12 protein-coding genes are annotated in these 14,128 nt (G+C 69.5%); 8 read left to right on the plus strand and 4 right to left on the minus strand.

Annotated features, from left to right (window positions below; translation table 11 throughout):
• The first annotated feature begins 14 nt into the window (after nucleotides 1-14).
• The 7 genes from ABD927_RS09995 (at nucleotide 15) to edd (ending at nucleotide 7,448) form a co-directional block, all read left to right on the plus strand.
• Complete coding sequence (locus tag ABD927_RS09995) at nucleotides 15-977, plus strand: LysR substrate-binding domain-containing protein (RefSeq protein WP_345248873.1); 963 nt, start codon at nucleotides 15-17, stop codon at nucleotides 975-977.
• 133 nt (nucleotides 978-1,110) lie between these two features.
• Entirely contained in the window at nucleotides 1,111-1,629 is a 519-nt protein-coding gene (locus ABD927_RS10000; RefSeq protein WP_345248875.1) for a Dps family protein, read from the plus strand.
• A 73-nt stretch (nucleotides 1,630-1,702) separates the two neighbouring features.
• A complete protein-coding gene (gene ubiA, locus ABD927_RS10005; RefSeq protein WP_345248877.1) occupies nucleotides 1,703-2,578 on the plus strand; it encodes a 4-hydroxybenzoate octaprenyltransferase in 876 nt (291 codons plus the stop codon).
• Between the two features lie 36 nt (nucleotides 2,579-2,614).
• Nucleotides 2,615-3,304, plus strand: coding sequence for a YggS family pyridoxal phosphate-dependent enzyme (locus ABD927_RS10010; protein ID WP_345248879.1), 690 nt, complete (start codon nucleotides 2,615-2,617; stop codon nucleotides 3,302-3,304).
• A 183-nt stretch (nucleotides 3,305-3,487) separates the two neighbouring features.
• Nucleotides 3,488-4,318, plus strand: coding sequence for a pyrroline-5-carboxylate reductase (gene proC / locus ABD927_RS10015; protein ID WP_345248881.1), 831 nt, complete (start codon nucleotides 3,488-3,490; stop codon nucleotides 4,316-4,318).
• The gene (locus tag ABD927_RS10020; RefSeq protein ID WP_345248883.1) at nucleotides 4,302-5,531 is read left to right on the plus strand and encodes an MFS transporter; all 1,230 of its coding nucleotides are present in this window, start codon (nucleotides 4,302-4,304) and stop codon (nucleotides 5,529-5,531) included. The genes proC and ABD927_RS10020 overlap by 17 nt, the downstream gene beginning before the upstream one ends.
• A gap of 81 nt (nucleotides 5,532-5,612) precedes the next feature.
• Complete coding sequence (gene edd / locus ABD927_RS10025) at nucleotides 5,613-7,448, plus strand: phosphogluconate dehydratase (protein ID WP_345248885.1); 1,836 nt, start codon at nucleotides 5,613-5,615, stop codon at nucleotides 7,446-7,448.
• 3 nt (nucleotides 7,449-7,451) lie between these two features.
• On the opposite strand, the gene ABD927_RS10030 is transcribed toward edd, so the two are convergent.
• Nucleotides 7,452-8,738: an NCS2 family permease gene (locus tag ABD927_RS10030; RefSeq protein WP_345248887.1), complete on the minus strand. Its 1,287-nt coding sequence runs from the start codon at nucleotides 8,736-8,738 to the stop codon at nucleotides 7,452-7,454.
• Between the two features lie 157 nt (nucleotides 8,739-8,895).
• Nucleotides 8,896-9,234, minus strand: coding sequence for a BON domain-containing protein (locus ABD927_RS10035; RefSeq protein ID WP_345248889.1), 339 nt, complete (start codon nucleotides 9,232-9,234; stop codon nucleotides 8,896-8,898).
• A 247-nt stretch (nucleotides 9,235-9,481) separates the two neighbouring features.
• Between ABD927_RS10035 and ABD927_RS10040 the strand changes: the two genes are divergently transcribed.
• Nucleotides 9,482-10,339, plus strand: a complete 858-nt coding sequence (locus tag ABD927_RS10040; RefSeq protein ID WP_345248891.1) for a 23S rRNA (adenine(2030)-N(6))-methyltransferase RlmJ — start codon at nucleotides 9,482-9,484, stop codon at nucleotides 10,337-10,339.
• Nucleotides 10,340-10,363: 24 nt separating this feature from the next.
• On the opposite strand, the gene ABD927_RS10045 is transcribed toward ABD927_RS10040, so the two are convergent.
• Together ABD927_RS10045 and ahpF are read right to left on the minus strand one after the other, a co-directional pair.
• Entirely contained in the window at nucleotides 10,364-12,259 is a 1,896-nt protein-coding gene (locus ABD927_RS10045) for a hybrid sensor histidine kinase/response regulator (protein WP_345248893.1), read from the minus strand.
• A gap of 184 nt (nucleotides 12,260-12,443) precedes the next feature.
• Nucleotides 12,444-14,030, minus strand: coding sequence for an alkyl hydroperoxide reductase subunit F (gene ahpF / locus ABD927_RS10050; RefSeq protein ID WP_345248896.1), 1,587 nt, complete (start codon nucleotides 14,028-14,030; stop codon nucleotides 12,444-12,446).
• Nucleotides 14,031-14,128: the final 98 nt, after the last annotated feature.

Genomic DNA, 14,128 nt, shown 5'->3' on the forward strand with positions numbered 1-14,128 from the left:
TCCAGAGGCATCCCATGACCCTGACCGAACTGAAGTACATCGTCGCGGTGGCGCGGGAACGGCATTTCGGCCGCGCCGCCGAGGCCTGTTTCGTCAGCCAGCCGACGCTGTCGGTGGCGATCCGCAAGCTGGAAGACGAACTGGGCGTGACGCTGTTCGAGCGCGGCGGCTCGGAGGTGGGCGTGACGCCCATCGGCCAGCGCATCGTGGCCCAGGCCCAGAAGGTCCTGGAGGAAAGCGCCAACCTGAAGGAAATCGCCCGCCAGGGCCACGATCCGCTGGCCGGCGCGCTGCGCGTGGGCGTGATCTACACCATCGGGCCCTATCTGCTGCCGCAACTGGTGCCGCGCCTGATCGAACGCACGCCGCAGATGCCTCTGCTGCTGCAGGAATATTTCACGGTGCGGCTGCTGGAGCTGCTGCGCCAGGGCGAGATCGACTGCGCGATCATGGCGCTGCCGCTGCCCGACGCCGGCCTGTCGCTGCAGCCGCTGTACGACGAGCCCTTCGTGGTGGCGGTGCCGCGCGACCATCCCTGGGCCAAACGCAGCGAGGTCCACTCCGAGGAACTGAAGAACGAAACCATGCTGCTGCTGGGCAGCGGCCACTGCTTTCGCGACCAGGTGCTGGAGGTATGCCCGGAACTGTCGCGCTTTTCGGCGGCCAGCGACGGCATCCAGCGCACCTTCGAAGGCTCGTCGCTGGAAACCATTCGCCACATGGTGGCCTCGGGCATCGGCATCACGGTGCTGCCGTCGACCTCGGTGCCGCCGGTGCCCGACGAGCGCGACCTGCTGCGCTACGTGCCGTTCGCGCCGCCGGCTCCGGAACGGCGCGTGGTGCTGGCGTGGCGCAAGAGCTTTCCACGCACGGCCGCCATCGAGGCGCTGGTGGCGGCGGTGCACGATTGCCGCCTGAACGGAGTCACGATGCTTGAGGTAGAAGCCCACTCCGACGCGCTGCGCGCGTCCCTCTAGGGGCAACGCCGGCGGACCGGGGGAGCCGGATCCGCGGCGTCCTGGACGGGGGCGTTGACATGCGACAAACCTGCGTCATGATGTGCATGTAATTTAATATTCTTGTGCCTTAACCATTCCCAAGGGGAGATTCATGGCCAAAAAAGCGAGTTCCAAGAGCGTTGCCCCCGTCGGTTCGACCGCGCCGCGGATCGATATCGGCATCTCCGACAAGGATCGCGCCGCCGTCGCGGCCGGTTTGTCGAAGCTGCTGGCCGACACCTACACGCTGTACCTGATGACGCACAACTTCCACTGGAACGTGACGGGGCCGATGTTCAATACCCTGCACACCATGTTCATGGAACAGTACACCGAGCTGTGGAACTCGATCGACAGCATCGCCGAGCGTATCCGCGCGCTGGGCCATTTCGCCCCCGGCACTTACCGCGAGTTCGGCAAGCTGTCGTCGATCGGCGAGCCGACCAGCGTGCCCGAGGCGATGGAGATGGTCCGCCTGCTGGTCACCGGCAACGAGTCGGTCGCCAAGACCGCGCGCGATGCCTTCAAGCTGGCCGACGCCGCCAACGACCAGCCCACCGCCGACCTGCTGACCCAGCGGCTCGACGTGCACGAGAAGGCCGCCTGGATGCTGCGCAGCCTGTTGCAGTAATGGGCATGGCGGGCGCGGTGCCCGCCGCCCACGCCGGCTCGCCGCGGGGTCCCGGCCTTGCTACGATAGCGGGATGAACCGAGTCCTGCCCTGGCCCGAGCGGCTTTCCCTGTATGCGCGCCTGGTGCGCATCGACAAGCCGATCGGCATCCTGCTGCTGTTGTGGCCCACGCTGTGGGCGCTGTGGGCCGCCAGCGGCGGCGCGCCCGCGCCCTACCTGCTGTTCGCCTTCGTTGCCGGCACCGCGCTGATGCGCTCGGCCGGCTGCGCGATCAACGATTACTTCGACCGCGACGTCGACCTGCACGTGGAACGCACGCGCAACCGCGTGCTGACCGCCGGTCGCATCGCCCCGCGCGAGGCGCTGGCGGTGGCCGGCGTATTGGCGCTGGTCTCCGGGCTGCTGGTGCTGCCGATGAACCGCCTGGTCTGGGCGCTGTCCGTGGTGGCCGTCTTCCTGGCGGCCTCCTATCCGCTGTTCAAGCGCTTTTTCGCCATTCCGCAGGCCTACCTGGGCGTGGCCTTCGGCTTCGGCATTCCGATGGCCTTTGCCGCGACGCAGCAAGCGATCCCGGCCGCCGGCTGGGCGATGCTGGCGGCCAACATCTTCTGGGCCATCGCCTACGATACCGAATACGCCATGGTCGACCGCCCGGACGACCTGCGCCTGGGGCTGCGCACCTCGGCCATCACCTTCGGCTCGTGGGACGTCGCCATGGTGGCGCTGTGCTACGCGCTGACGCTGGCCCTGCTGGCGGCCGCCGGCGCCATGCTGGGCTATGGCTGGCCCTACGCCGCCGGGCTGGCCGCGGCCGCGGCCATCGCGCTGCGTCACCTGGGCTGGATCCGCCATCGCGACCGCGCCGCCTGCTTCCGCGCCTTCCTGCACAACACCTGGTTCGGCGCCGCGGTGTTCGCCGGCATCGCCGTGCAGACGGCGCTGCGGTAGCGCGCCGCGGCTATAATCGCCGCTTTGACCTTTCCCATGTCGTCCATTGCCGACAACCTGCAGCGCGTGCGCCGGCGCATCGACCGCGCCGCGCTCGACAGCGGCCGCGATCCTTCGGCGATCCGGCTGATCGCCGTGTCGAAATCGTTCCCGCAGCAGGCGGTGGCCGAGGCCGTCGCCGCCGGCCAGCGCGATTTCGGCGAAAGCTATGTGCAGGAAGCCATCGTCAAGATCGAAGCGCTGGCCGCGCAGCGGGCGCTGCTGCAATGGCATTTCATCGGTCCGCTGCAGAGCAACAAGGCGCGCCCGGTGGCGGAACGCTTCGACTGGGTCCACAGCGTCGACCGCCTGAAGATCGCGCAGCGCCTGTCGGAGCTGCGGCCGGCCCAGCTGCCGCCGCTGCAGGTCTGCATCCAGGTCAATATCGACGGCCAGGCCAGCAAGCACGGCGTGGCCCCGGCCGACGCGCCGGCGCTGGCGCGCGCCGTGGCCGGCCTGCCGCGGCTGAGGCTGCGCGGGCTGATGAGCATTCCGGCGCCGATGCAGAGCGCGGCTGGGCAGCGCGAGGTATTCGGCCGCGTGGCGGCGCTGGCGGCGCAGCTGCGCGACGAGGGCATCGCGGTCGATACGCTTTCCATGGGCATGTCCGACGACCTGGAGCCGGCCGTGGCCGCCGGCGCCACGATGGTGCGTGTCGGCACGGCCATCTTCGGAAGGCGATGGTGACCCCCCTGCGCGCTTACGCGCGCCCCCCAGGGGGCGGCACTGGCGGACCGGCGGAGCCGGATCCGCTGTGCCCTGGATGGGGATAGTTTCATATGGGGGAACAGGGCGCGTGGCGCCATGGGCGATTGATTGGACGACGGTGGCTTCTGCGAAGGGGCTGGTTTTGGGGTGGTGGGGGTTCTTATGCATTCCGGTTTTTCCATTGCGTTCATCGGCGGCGGCAATATGGCGTCGGCCCTGGTGTCGGGGCTGGCGGACAAGCTGTGCCCGATGTCGCGCATCCATGTGATCGACCCCAACGAAGGGCTGCGCGAGCAATGGCGCGCGCGCGGCGCCGGCGTCGCGGCGGCGCCCGGAGATGCGCTGGCGGCCTGCCCGGTGTGGGTCTATGCCGTCAAGCCGCAGGTGCTCAAAGAGGTGGCCGCGCAGACGCGGCCCTGGCTGCGCGACAGCCTGGCGATCAGCATCGCCGCCGGCATCCGCGCCGCCGACCTGGCCGCCTGGCTGGGCGAGCCCGGCCGGCCGTGGAGCCGGGTGGTGCGCTGCATGCCGAACACCCCGGCGCTGATCGGCGCCGGCGTGACGGGCCTGGCGGCGCTGCCCGGCGTCGCCCAGGCCGACCGCGACCTCGCCACTTCCATCCTGCAGGCGGTGGGCGAGGCGGTCTGGGTCGACGACGAAGCCGCGCTGGACGGCGTGACCGCGCTGTCGGGCAGCGGTCCAGCCTATGTGTTCCTGCTGCTGGAGGCGCTGATCGAAGGCGGCCAGGCGGTCGGGCTGGATGCCGCGCAGTCGCGCCGGCTGGCGCTGGCCACGCTGGCCGGCGCCACCCGGCTGGCGGCCGAGTCGACCGAGCCGCCCGCCGTGCTGCGCGAGCGGGTCACTTCCAAGGGCGGCACCACGGCGGCGGCGCTGGCCGTCATGAACGAAGGCGGGCTGAAGGATATCGTGCTGCATGCCATGCAGGCGGCGGCGCGCCGCGCGAGCGAGATGGGCGATGAGTTCGGTCGCTGAAGCGGAGGGCGAAGTCGGCTCGGTCGCCAGGCATCCGCCCTTCATCCTGTTCTGGCTGGGCCGGGTATGTTCGACCGTGTCGTTCCAGATGCTGTCGGTGGCCGTGGGCTGGCAGATCTACGAACTGACGGGCAGCGCGCTCGACCTCGGGCTGGTGGGGCTGGCGCAGTTCGTCCCGATGGTGGCGCTGACCTTCGTGGTCGGCCATGCGGCCGACCGTTACGACCGGCGCACCATTTCCAGCATCTGCATGGCGGTGGAGGCGGTGGCGGCGGGCATGCTGGCGCTCGGCACCTACGAGGGCTGGCTGACGCGCGACGTCATCCTGGCCATCGTGGCGGTGGGCGGCGGCGCGCGCGCCTTCGAGTCGCCCACCATGGCGGCGCTGGTGCAGGGCGTCGTGCCGCGCAAGCTGATCCCGCAGGCGGCGGCCTGGTCCACCTCGGCCACGCAGACGGCGCAGATCCTCGGCCCGGCGCTGGGCGGCCTGCTGTACGGGCTGGGCGCGATGGTGACCTACGGCCTGGCCTGCTGTCTGTTCGCGCTGGGCGCGCTGTTCGTGTCGATGATCCGCATCCAGCAGGCGCCGCCGCGGCGCGAGCCGGTCACGCTCAAGTCGATGTTCTCGGGCATCGGCTTCATCCGCAGCAAGCGGGTGATCCTGGGCACGCTGTCGCTCGACCTGTTCGCGGTGCTGCTGGGCGGGGCCACCGCGCTGCTGCCGATCTTCGCGCGCGACATCCTGCACACCGGACCCTGGGGCCTGGGCGTGCTGCGCACGGCGCCGGCGCTTGGGGCGCTGGCGATGTCGGTCTACCTGGCCCATTATCCGATCAGGCAGCGGGTCGGGCCGGTGCTGTTCGGCGCGTTGGGCGCGTTCGGGCTGGCCACCATCGTGTTCGGGCTGTCGACCCACCTGTGGCTGTCGATCGCGGCGCTGTTCGTGCTGGGGGCTTCCGACGTGGTCAGCGTGGTGATCCGGTTCACGCTGGTGCAGTTGCAGACGCCGTCCGAGATGCTGGGCCGCGTCAGCGCCGTCAACTCGCTGTTCATCGGCACTTCCAACCAACTGGGCGAATTCGAATCCGGCGTCACGGCCGCGCTGTTCGGCGCGGTGCCGGCGGTGCTGCTGGGCGGGCTCGGCACCATCGTGGTGGCGCTGGTCTGGATGCGGCTGTTCCCGGAACTAAGAAGGCTCCGCACCTTGGAGTGACGGCCCGCCATACGTCGTCACATCCGGGAACCGCATCGGGCGGGTACCATCTCAGTTGTTGACGCCGTATTGGAGAACGCCATGCCCGTGCATCCCGTCTTGCAGCAAGTAACCGAGCGCATCATCGAGCGCAGCGGCCCGCGCCGCGCCGAATGGCTGGCGGCGACGCGGGCGCGGGCCGGCAACAAGGTAGGGCGCAGCAGCGTCTCCTGTACCAACCTGGCGCATGCGATGGCGGCCATGCCGGAGCGGGCCAAGATCCTGCTGAAACAGCAGGAGCGGCCGAACCTGGCGATCGTGTCGGCCTACAACGACATGTTGTCGGCGCACCAGCCGTTGGGCGAGTTCCCGCCCTGGCTCAAAGAGGCCGCGCTGGAGGCGGGCGCCACCGCGCAGTTCGCCGGCGGCGTGCCGGCCATGTGCGATGGCGTTACCCAGGGCCAGGAAGGCATGGAGCTGTCGCTGTTCTCGCGCGACGTGATCGCGATGGCCACCGCGGTGGCGCTGTCGCACCAGGTATTCGATGCCGCGCTGTACCTGGGGGTGTGCGACAAGATCGTGCCGGGGCTGGTGATCGGCGCGCTGTCGTTCGGCCACCTGCCCGCGGTGATGGTGCCGGCCGGGCCGATGACCAGCGGCGTGGGCAACGAGGAAAAGGCCCAGGTGCGCCAGCTGTATGCGCAAGGCAAGCTGTCGCGCGCCGATCTGCTCGAGGCCGAAAGCAAGGCCTACCACGGCCCGGGAACCTGCACCTTCTACGGCACCGCCAATTCCAACCAGATGCTGATGGAGTTCATGGGCCTGCACCTGCCCGGCACCGCCTTCATCAACCCGCATACGCCGCTGCGCGAGGCGCTGACCCGCGAAGCGGCCCGCCGCGCCGTCGCGCTGTGCCACGGCGGCGAGCGCTACACGCCGATCTGCGACGTGCTGGACGAAAAGGCCTTCGTCAACGGCATCGTCGGTCTGATGGCCACTGGCGGCTCGACCAACCATACGCTGCACCTGGTGGCGATGGCGCGCGCCGCGCGCATCGCGTTGACCTGGGACGACTTCGCAGCGATCTCCGCGGTGGTGCCGCTGCTGGCGCGCGTGTATCCGAACGGCACCGCCGACGTGAACCAGTTCCACGCCGCCGGCGGGCTGGGCTTCGTGATCGGCCAGCTGCTCGACGCCGGCCTGCTGCACGAGGACGTGACCACGATTGCCGGCCGCGGCCTGCGCGCCTATGCCAGCGAACCCTGGCTCGACGGCGGCAGGCTGGCCTGGCGCGAGGCGCCGGCCGAGCCGCTGGACGACGCCATCGTGCGCCCGGCCGCGCGGCCGTTCGCCGACAACGGCGGGCTGCAGCTGCTGCAGGGCAACCTGGGGCGGGGCATCATCAAAGGGTCGGCGGTGTCCGCCGGACACCGCGCGGTGGAGGCGCCGGCCATCGTCTTCAACGACCAGAACGAGCTGCTCGAAGCCTTCGGCCGCGGCGAGCTGGAGCGCGACTTCGTGGCCGTGATCCCGTGGCAGGGGCCGGCGGCCAACGGCATGCCGGAGCTGCACAAGCTGACGCCCGCGCTATCCGTGCTGCAAGGCCGCGGCTTCAAGGTGGCGCTGGTCACCGACGGCCGCATGTCGGGCGCCTCCGGCAAGGTGCCGGCGGCGCTGCACCTGACGCCCGAGGCGCTGAACGGCGGCCCGATCGCCCTGGTCCGCACCGGCGACCGGATCCGGCTCGACACCGACCGCGGCATCCTCGAAGTGCTCGACAGCCTGGAAGGCCGGACGGTCCAGGTGCCGGACCTCTCGCGCCACCGCGAAGGCGTGGGCCGCGACCTGTTCGGCCACATGCGGCGCGCCGTCAGCCCCGCCGAACAGGGCGCATGCACCCTGTTCGTGGACGAGGAGCCGGCGGCAGCCCGTCCCTAGCGTTCAAGCTATGACAGCGAAGCGGATGAAGAAAAGGATGGCGATCAGCCACGCCGCCGGGTGGATCTGCCGAGCGCGGCCGGTGCAGGTTTTGATCGCCACATAGCTGATGAAGCCGAACGCCAGCCCGGTGGCGATGGAGTAGGTAAAGGGCATGGACAGCGTGGTCAGCGCGGCCGGCACGGCCTCGGTCACGTCGTCCCAGTGCACGTCCATCAGCTCGCGCATCATCAGCCCGGCCACGTACAGCAGCGCGGGCGCCGTGGCGTAGGCCGGCACCGAGCCGGCCAGCGGCGCCAGGAACAGCGAGACCAGGAACAGCACGCCCACCACCAGCGCCGTCAGCCCGGTGCGGCCGCCGGCCTGCACGCCGGAGGCGCTTTCGATGTAGGCGGTGGTGCTGCTGGTGCCCAGCAGCGAGCCGGCGGTGATGGCGGCGCTGTCGGCGAACAGCGCGCGGCCCAGGCGGTTGGGCGTGCGCTCCAGCAGCCCGGCGCGCTTGGCCACGCCCATCAGCGTGCCGGTGGCGTCGAACACTTCCACCAGCACGAACACCAGGATGACCTGCAGCAGGCCCACGTGCAGCGCGCCCATCACGTCCAGCTGCAGAAAGGTGGGCGCCAGGCTGGGCGGGGTCGAGACCAGGCCGTTGAAGGTATTGATGCCCAGCAGCATGCTGAGCACCGTCACCACCAGAATGCCGATCAGAATGGCGCCGCGCACGCCGCGCGCGTCCAGCACCGCAATGATGAGGAAACCGAGGACGGCCAGCAGCGCCTTGGGCGAATGCAGGTCGCCCAGGCCGACGATGGTGGCCGGGTTGGCGGCGATGATGCCGGCGCTGCTGAGCGCGATGATGGCCAGGAACAGCCCGATCCCGGCCGCGATGGCGCTGCGCAGCGACGGCGCGATGCCGGCGATCAGCCAGGCGCGCACGCCGGTGGCCGTCAGCAGGATGAAGATGACGCCGGAGATGAACACGGCCCCCAGCGCCTGTTGCCAGGTGAAGCCCATCGCCGCCACCACGGTGAAGGCGAAGAACGCGTTCAGCCCCATGCCCGGCGCCATGCCGATCGGATAGTTGGCCACGAAGGCCATCGTCAGCGAACCCACGGCGGCGGCCAGGCAGGTGGCCACGAATACCGCGTCGCGGTCCATGCCGGTGGTCGACAGGATCTGCGGGTTGACGAAGATGATGTAGGACATGGTCAGGAACGTGGTCAGTCCGGCGACCAGTTCCGTGCGTGCGCGAGTGCCGTGCTCGCTGAGCTTGAAGAGGCGTTCTAGCATGGGGCTTCCAGGGGATGCGGGGTGAGTCAGAGCCTTGTCACAACCGCATAGTAGGGTCGGAAGCCGGAAAAGGGAAAGCCGCGCCGGCGGCCGCGCTGCGGCGGCGCCATGTGGCCGGCCCGGCCAGCCGGGCCTTGGCCGGCCTTGTCGGCAGGCGTTATTGAGCGGCCTTCTTGAGCTGGATGTCGTTCTTGACGTCCTGCACGCCTTCGATGCCGCGGGCGACCCGCACGGCCGAGTCGATCTGGGCGGGATCGTCGGCGCGGCCAGACAGTTCCACCACGCCATTGACGGTCTTGACCTTGATGCTCAGCGATTGCGTGGATTGCTCCTTCAGCAACGCCGCCTTCACCTTGGTGGTGGTGAGCGCGTCGCCCGCGTATTCGCCGACCGATCGCTTCGGCGCGTCGCCGGCGGCGACCGCCGGAGCGGCGATGCCGGCGCAGGCGCCGAGCAGGATGGCGGCAGCCAGGGTCTTGCACGTTGTCGTTTTCATGATGGACTCCTCGCGTAACGGCCCCGGCAGTGCGCCGGCGCTGGCCGGGCAGGGGGCCTGTGCGATCAAGTTAGAGTCGCCCTGCGCTCCTGTCAAAGCTTCCGGTGAACGGATGTAACGCCTGCCGCCGGCCTGCGTGCCGGACCGGCATGCGCCGTGCTCGCGGTCACCTTTGCAAGAGTCCCGTGGCATTTGTAACCGGCCGGGTGCCGGCGACTACAATGGCGCGATCCCCGCCGGAACCTTCATGTTCAGCTATCGCCACGCCTTCCACGCCGGCAACCATGCCGACGTGCTGAAACACCTGATCGTCGTCATGCTGCTGCGCCATCTCGGCCGGAAGGAGGCGCCGTTCTGGTATCTCGACACGCATGCCGGCGCCGGCGTCTATGCGCTGGACGGCGCCTGGGCCGGCAAGAACGCAGAGTTCGACACCGGCATCGCCCGTCTGTGGGACCGCCAGGATCTGCCGCCGCCGGTGGCCGACTATGTTGAACAGGTGGCCGCCTTCAATCCCGGCGGTGCCTTGCGGCGCTATCCCGGTTCGCCTTTCCTGGCCCTGCGCCTGCTGCGCGAACGCGACCGGCTGCGGCTGTTCGAGCTGCACCCGACCGAGATCGGCGTGCTGCGCGACAACTTCGGCCGCCAGGAGCGCGCCGTCATGCGCCGCACGATGATCTACGAAGCCGACGGCTTCGACGGCCTGAAGGCGCTGCTGCCGCCGCCGGCCCGGCGCGGGCTGGTGCTGATCGATCCGTCTTACGAAGACAAGCGCGACTATGCGCGCGCGCTGCAGACGGTAAAGGACGGGCTCGAGCGCTTCGCCACCGGCTGCTATGCCGTCTGGTATCCGCAAGTGCAGCGGCGCGAATCGGTGCAGCTGCCCGAGCGGCTGGGCCGGCTGCCGGCCAAGAGCTGGCTGCATGCCAGCCTGACGGTGCGGCGGCCGGTTGCCGGCGGCCTGGGCCTGCATGGCAGCGGCATGTTCGTCGTCAATCCGCCGTGGACGATGGCGGCCGCGCTGCAGACCGCGCTGCCCTGGCTGCGCGACGTGCTGGCGCAGGACGATGGCGCCGCCTTCACGCTGGAGGCGCGCGGCGATTGACGCCGCGCGTCGCGGGCCGGCGGGCTACTGCGGCAGGTTGTCGATCGCCGCTTCCAGCTGCTGCAGGTCGACCGGCTTGACCAGGTGCCGGTCGATGCCGGCGGCCATCGATTTCTGGCGGTCTTCCGGCTGGCCGTAGCCCGTCATCGCGATCAGCCTCGCGGCCGCGGTCTCCGGTATGCGCCGCAGCTCGCGCGCCAGCTGGTAGCCGTCCATGTTGGGCAGGCCGATGTCGAGGATGATGACGTCGGGCCGCGTGATGCGGGCGATGGCCAGGCCGCTGAGCCCGTCGAACGCCGTCTTGACCGTATGGCCGCGGGTGGACAGCAGCAGCGCCATGCCTTCGGCGGCGTCGCGGCTGTCTTCGACGATGAGGATGTTGCGCGGCGCCGGGGGCATCTGCAGCGCGTCTAGCCCGCCGGCCAAGGGCGGCCCGTGGCGCGCCACCGGGATGTCGAGGACGAATTCCGAGCCTTCGCCGCGGCCCGCGCTCTGGGCCGTGATGTGCCCGTCGTGCATGCGCGCCAGCGACTGCGCCAGCGACAGTCCCACCCCGAGCCCGCCGTGCGAGCGGTCGAGCGACGGGTTGGCCTGCATGAACAGGTCGAACACGTGCGGCAGGATCTGCGGGTCGATGCCGACGCCGTTGTCGCGCACGCTGATCGCCACCCGGTCTTCGCGCGGGCAGGCCGACAGCACGATGGTGCCGCGCGGCGGCGTGTACTTGGCTGCGTTGTTCAGCAGGTTGCCGAGCACCTGCGCCAGCCGTACCGGGTCGGCGAACAGCCATATTTCATGGTCCGGCATGACGGTTTCGAACCGGTGCATGCGGCTGTCGATCAGCGGCCGCACCGCCTCGCAGGCCGCTCGCACGATGGCCGACAGCGGCACGGTTTCCTTGACCAGCGAAATCTTGCCGTGGGTGATGCGGGAAACGTCCAGCAGTTCGTCGACCAGACGGCTCAGGTGGTCCACCTGGCGGGCGATGATCTCGCGCGCCTTGACCGGGATGTCGGAATCGGCCGGCCGCCTGAGGCGCAGCAGCTCCACCGCGTTGCGGATCGGCGCCAGCGGATTGCGCAGTTCGTGCGCCAGCATCGCCAGGAATTCGTCCTTGCGGCGGTCGGCGTTGCGCAGCATCTGTTCGGCCAGCTTGCGGTCGGTCACGTCCTGGGCCACGCCGGTCAGCCGCAGGATGGTGCCGTCGGGCGCGCGGATCGGAAAGCCGCGGTCGTGGATCCAGGTGATCGAGCCGTCGGGATGGAGCAGGCGGAATTCCTGGTCGTAGGCGCCGGTCTGCATCGCCAGCTCGAACTCGTGCCGCACGCGCTCGCGGTCGTCGGGATGGATGTCGTCCATCCCGTCGCGGATGTCTTCGTCGGGGCCGGGCAGGGGCCGGCGCCAGATCTGCACGTAGGCCGGGCTGACGTATAGCGCGCGGCGGGCCTGGGCGTCGTAGATCCAGAACACGTCGGCGATGGTTTCGGCCATCTGCCGAAAGCGCTCCTCGCTCTCGCGCAGCGCCTGTTCGGCGGTGCGGTGCGCGTCTTCGGCGGCCTTCAGGCGCAGCAGGGCCTTGACGTTGGCGATCAGCTCGTCGGCTTCGATCGGCTCGACCAGGTAGCTGTCGGCGCCGCCGTGGAAGGCGCGCACGCGGTCGCGGCCGGCGGCCGAGGCCGATGTCTGCAGCACCAGGATGCCGCGGGTGGCCGGGTCCTGCTTGATGCGCCGGCAAACTTCGAGGCCGTCGATGTCGGGCAGCCGGATGTCGAGCAGCATCAAGGCCGGATGCTTGTCATGAGCGTGAGTAAGCGCTTCTTTTCCGGTGGCGGCTTCGACTACCTCGTAGCCCGCCTGCTCCAATATGCGCGATTTGGCGCGGCGGCTGCTTTCGCTGTCGTCGGCGTTGAGAATCAGCATACTGGGGCGAATGCGTGGAAGGTCGGGGCCGTCATGGTTCTGTAGCCGGGCCGGACGGCGGTGCGCCGCCGTCCAGTGCGTATGCTGCCACATTGCCGGGCCGGACATGCGGCCGCCACGAAAAAAAGCCGCCAAACGGCGGCTTGCGCGAGAAAAGGGGGCGTTTTCCGCCCGTCCGGCGGCTTCAGGCCGTGGCTGCCTCGCGCGCCGGCTCGGCTTCTTCCACCGAGCTGCGGATCAGATACTCGAAGGCGCTGAGCGCCGCCTTGGCCCCGTCGCCGACCGCGATGACGATCTGCTTGTAGGGGACGGTCGTCGCGTCGCCGGCGGCGAACAGGCCCGGCACCGATGTCTGGCCCTTGGCGTCGACCTCGATCTCGCCGTGCCGGCTCAGCGCCACCGTGCCCTTGAGCCATTCGGTGTTCGGCACCAGGCCGATCTGCACGAATACGCCCTCGAGTTCGAGGTGGCGCAGCTCGCCCGACTGGCGGTCCTTGTAGCTCAGGCCATTGACCTTGCTGCCGTCGCCGGTCACCTCGGTGGTCTGCGCCTGGGTGATGACGGTGACATTCGACAGGCTGGCCAGCTTGCGCTGCAGCACGGCGTCGGCCCGCAGTTCGGCGGCGAATTCCAGCAGCGTGACGTGGCTGACGATGCCCGCCAGGTCGATCGCCGCCTCGACGCCGGAGTTGCCGCCGCCGATAACGGCCACCCGTTTGCCCTTGAACAGCGGACCGTCGCAGTGCGGGCAGTAGGCCACGCCGTGGTTGCGGTACTGGCGTTCGCCCGGCACGTTGATCTCGCGCCAGCGCGCGCCGGTGGCCAGCACCACGCTTTTGCTCTTGAGCACCGCGCCGTTGGCCAGCCTGACCTCGAACACCTTGCCCGGCACCAGCGCCTCGGCGCGCTGCAGGTTCATGATGTCGACATCGTAGGCCTTGACGTGCTGTTCGAGCGCGGCGGCGAACTTCGGCCCTTCGGTCTCCTTGACCGAAATGAAGTTCTCGATCGCCAGCGTGTCGAGGACCTGGCCGCCGAAGCGTTCGGCCACCACGCCGGTGCGGATGCCCTTGCGGGCGGCGTAGATCGCCGCCGCCGCGCCGGCCGGGCCGCCGCCCACCACCAGCACGTCGAAGGTGTCGCGCGCGTTGAGCTTCTCGGCATCGCGCGCCGCCGCGCCGGTATCGAGCTTGGCGAGGATTTCTTCCACGCCGGCGCGGCCCTGGCCGAACACTTCGCCGTTCAGGTAGATGGTGGGCACGGCCATGATCTGGCGCTGCTCGACCTCGTCCTGGAACAGGGCGCCGTCGATCGCCACGTGGCGGATGCGGGGGTTCAGCAGGGCCATGACGTCGAGCGCCTGCACGACCTCGGGGCAGTTCTGGCACGACAGCGACAGATAGGTTTCGAAGCGGTAGTCGCCGTCGAGCTGTTTGATGCGTTCGATGACGTCGGCGTCGAGCTTGAGCGGATGGCCGCCCACCTGCAGCAGGGCCAGCACCAGCGAAGTGAATTCGTGTCCCAGCGGGATGGCGGCGAAGCGGATGCCGATGTCGGCGCCGGGGCGGTTGATCGTGAACGAGGGCTTGCGTTCGTCGTCGTCGCGCCGCTCGACCAGCGTGATGCGGGGCGAAAGGCCCGCGATTTCCTGCAGGAGTTCGCGCAGTTCGCGCGACTTTTCGCCATCGTCGAGGGAGGCGACGAGCTCGATCGGCTGCGTGATCTTTTCCAGGTAGGTCTTCAACTGGTTTTTCAGATTGGCGTCAAGCATGGTCGTTCCCGTGTTCGTGGCGGTGGTATTCGGTCCGGCCCGGGCGTCGTGGGCCCGGGCGGGAAAATTACTGCTTGCCGCGGCCGGGCCGCGGCGGT

Source organism: Pigmentiphaga soli, assembly GCF_039541095.1.
GTDB lineage: Bacteria > Pseudomonadota > Gammaproteobacteria > Burkholderiales > Burkholderiaceae_B > Pigmentiphaga > Pigmentiphaga soli.

What these genes read in the sequence shown, in the direction of transcription:
- ABD927_RS09995 (WP_345248873.1), top strand. Translation starts at nt 15, where the DNA reads ATGACCCTGACCGAACTGAAGTACATCGTCGCGGTGGCGCGGGAACGG.
- ABD927_RS10000 (WP_345248875.1), top strand. Translation starts at nt 1,111, where the DNA reads ATGGCCAAAAAAGCGAGTTCCAAGAGCGTTGCCCCCGTCGGTTCGACC.
- ubiA (WP_345248877.1), top strand. Translation starts at nt 1,703, where the DNA reads ATGAACCGAGTCCTGCCCTGGCCCGAGCGGCTTTCCCTGTATGCGCGC.
- ABD927_RS10010 (WP_345248879.1), top strand. Translation starts at nt 2,615, where the DNA reads ATGTCGTCCATTGCCGACAACCTGCAGCGCGTGCGCCGGCGCATCGAC.
- proC (WP_345248881.1), top strand. Translation starts at nt 3,488, where the DNA reads ATGCATTCCGGTTTTTCCATTGCGTTCATCGGCGGCGGCAATATGGCG.
- ABD927_RS10020 (WP_345248883.1), top strand. Translation starts at nt 4,302, where the DNA reads ATGAGTTCGGTCGCTGAAGCGGAGGGCGAAGTCGGCTCGGTCGCCAGG.
- edd (WP_345248885.1), top strand. Translation starts at nt 5,613, where the DNA reads ATGCCCGTGCATCCCGTCTTGCAGCAAGTAACCGAGCGCATCATCGAG.
- ABD927_RS10030 (WP_345248887.1), bottom strand. Translation starts at nt 8,738, where the DNA reads ATGCTAGAACGCCTCTTCAAGCTCAGCGAGCACGGCACTCGCGCACGC.
- ABD927_RS10035 (WP_345248889.1), bottom strand. Translation starts at nt 9,234, where the DNA reads ATGAAAACGACAACGTGCAAGACCCTGGCTGCCGCCATCCTGCTCGGC.
- ABD927_RS10040 (WP_345248891.1), top strand. Translation starts at nt 9,482, where the DNA reads ATGTTCAGCTATCGCCACGCCTTCCACGCCGGCAACCATGCCGACGTG.
- ABD927_RS10045 (WP_345248893.1), bottom strand. Translation starts at nt 12,259, where the DNA reads ATGCTGATTCTCAACGCCGACGACAGCGAAAGCAGCCGCCGCGCCAAA.
- ahpF (WP_345248896.1), bottom strand. Translation starts at nt 14,030, where the DNA reads ATGCTTGACGCCAATCTGAAAAACCAGTTGAAGACCTACCTGGAAAAG.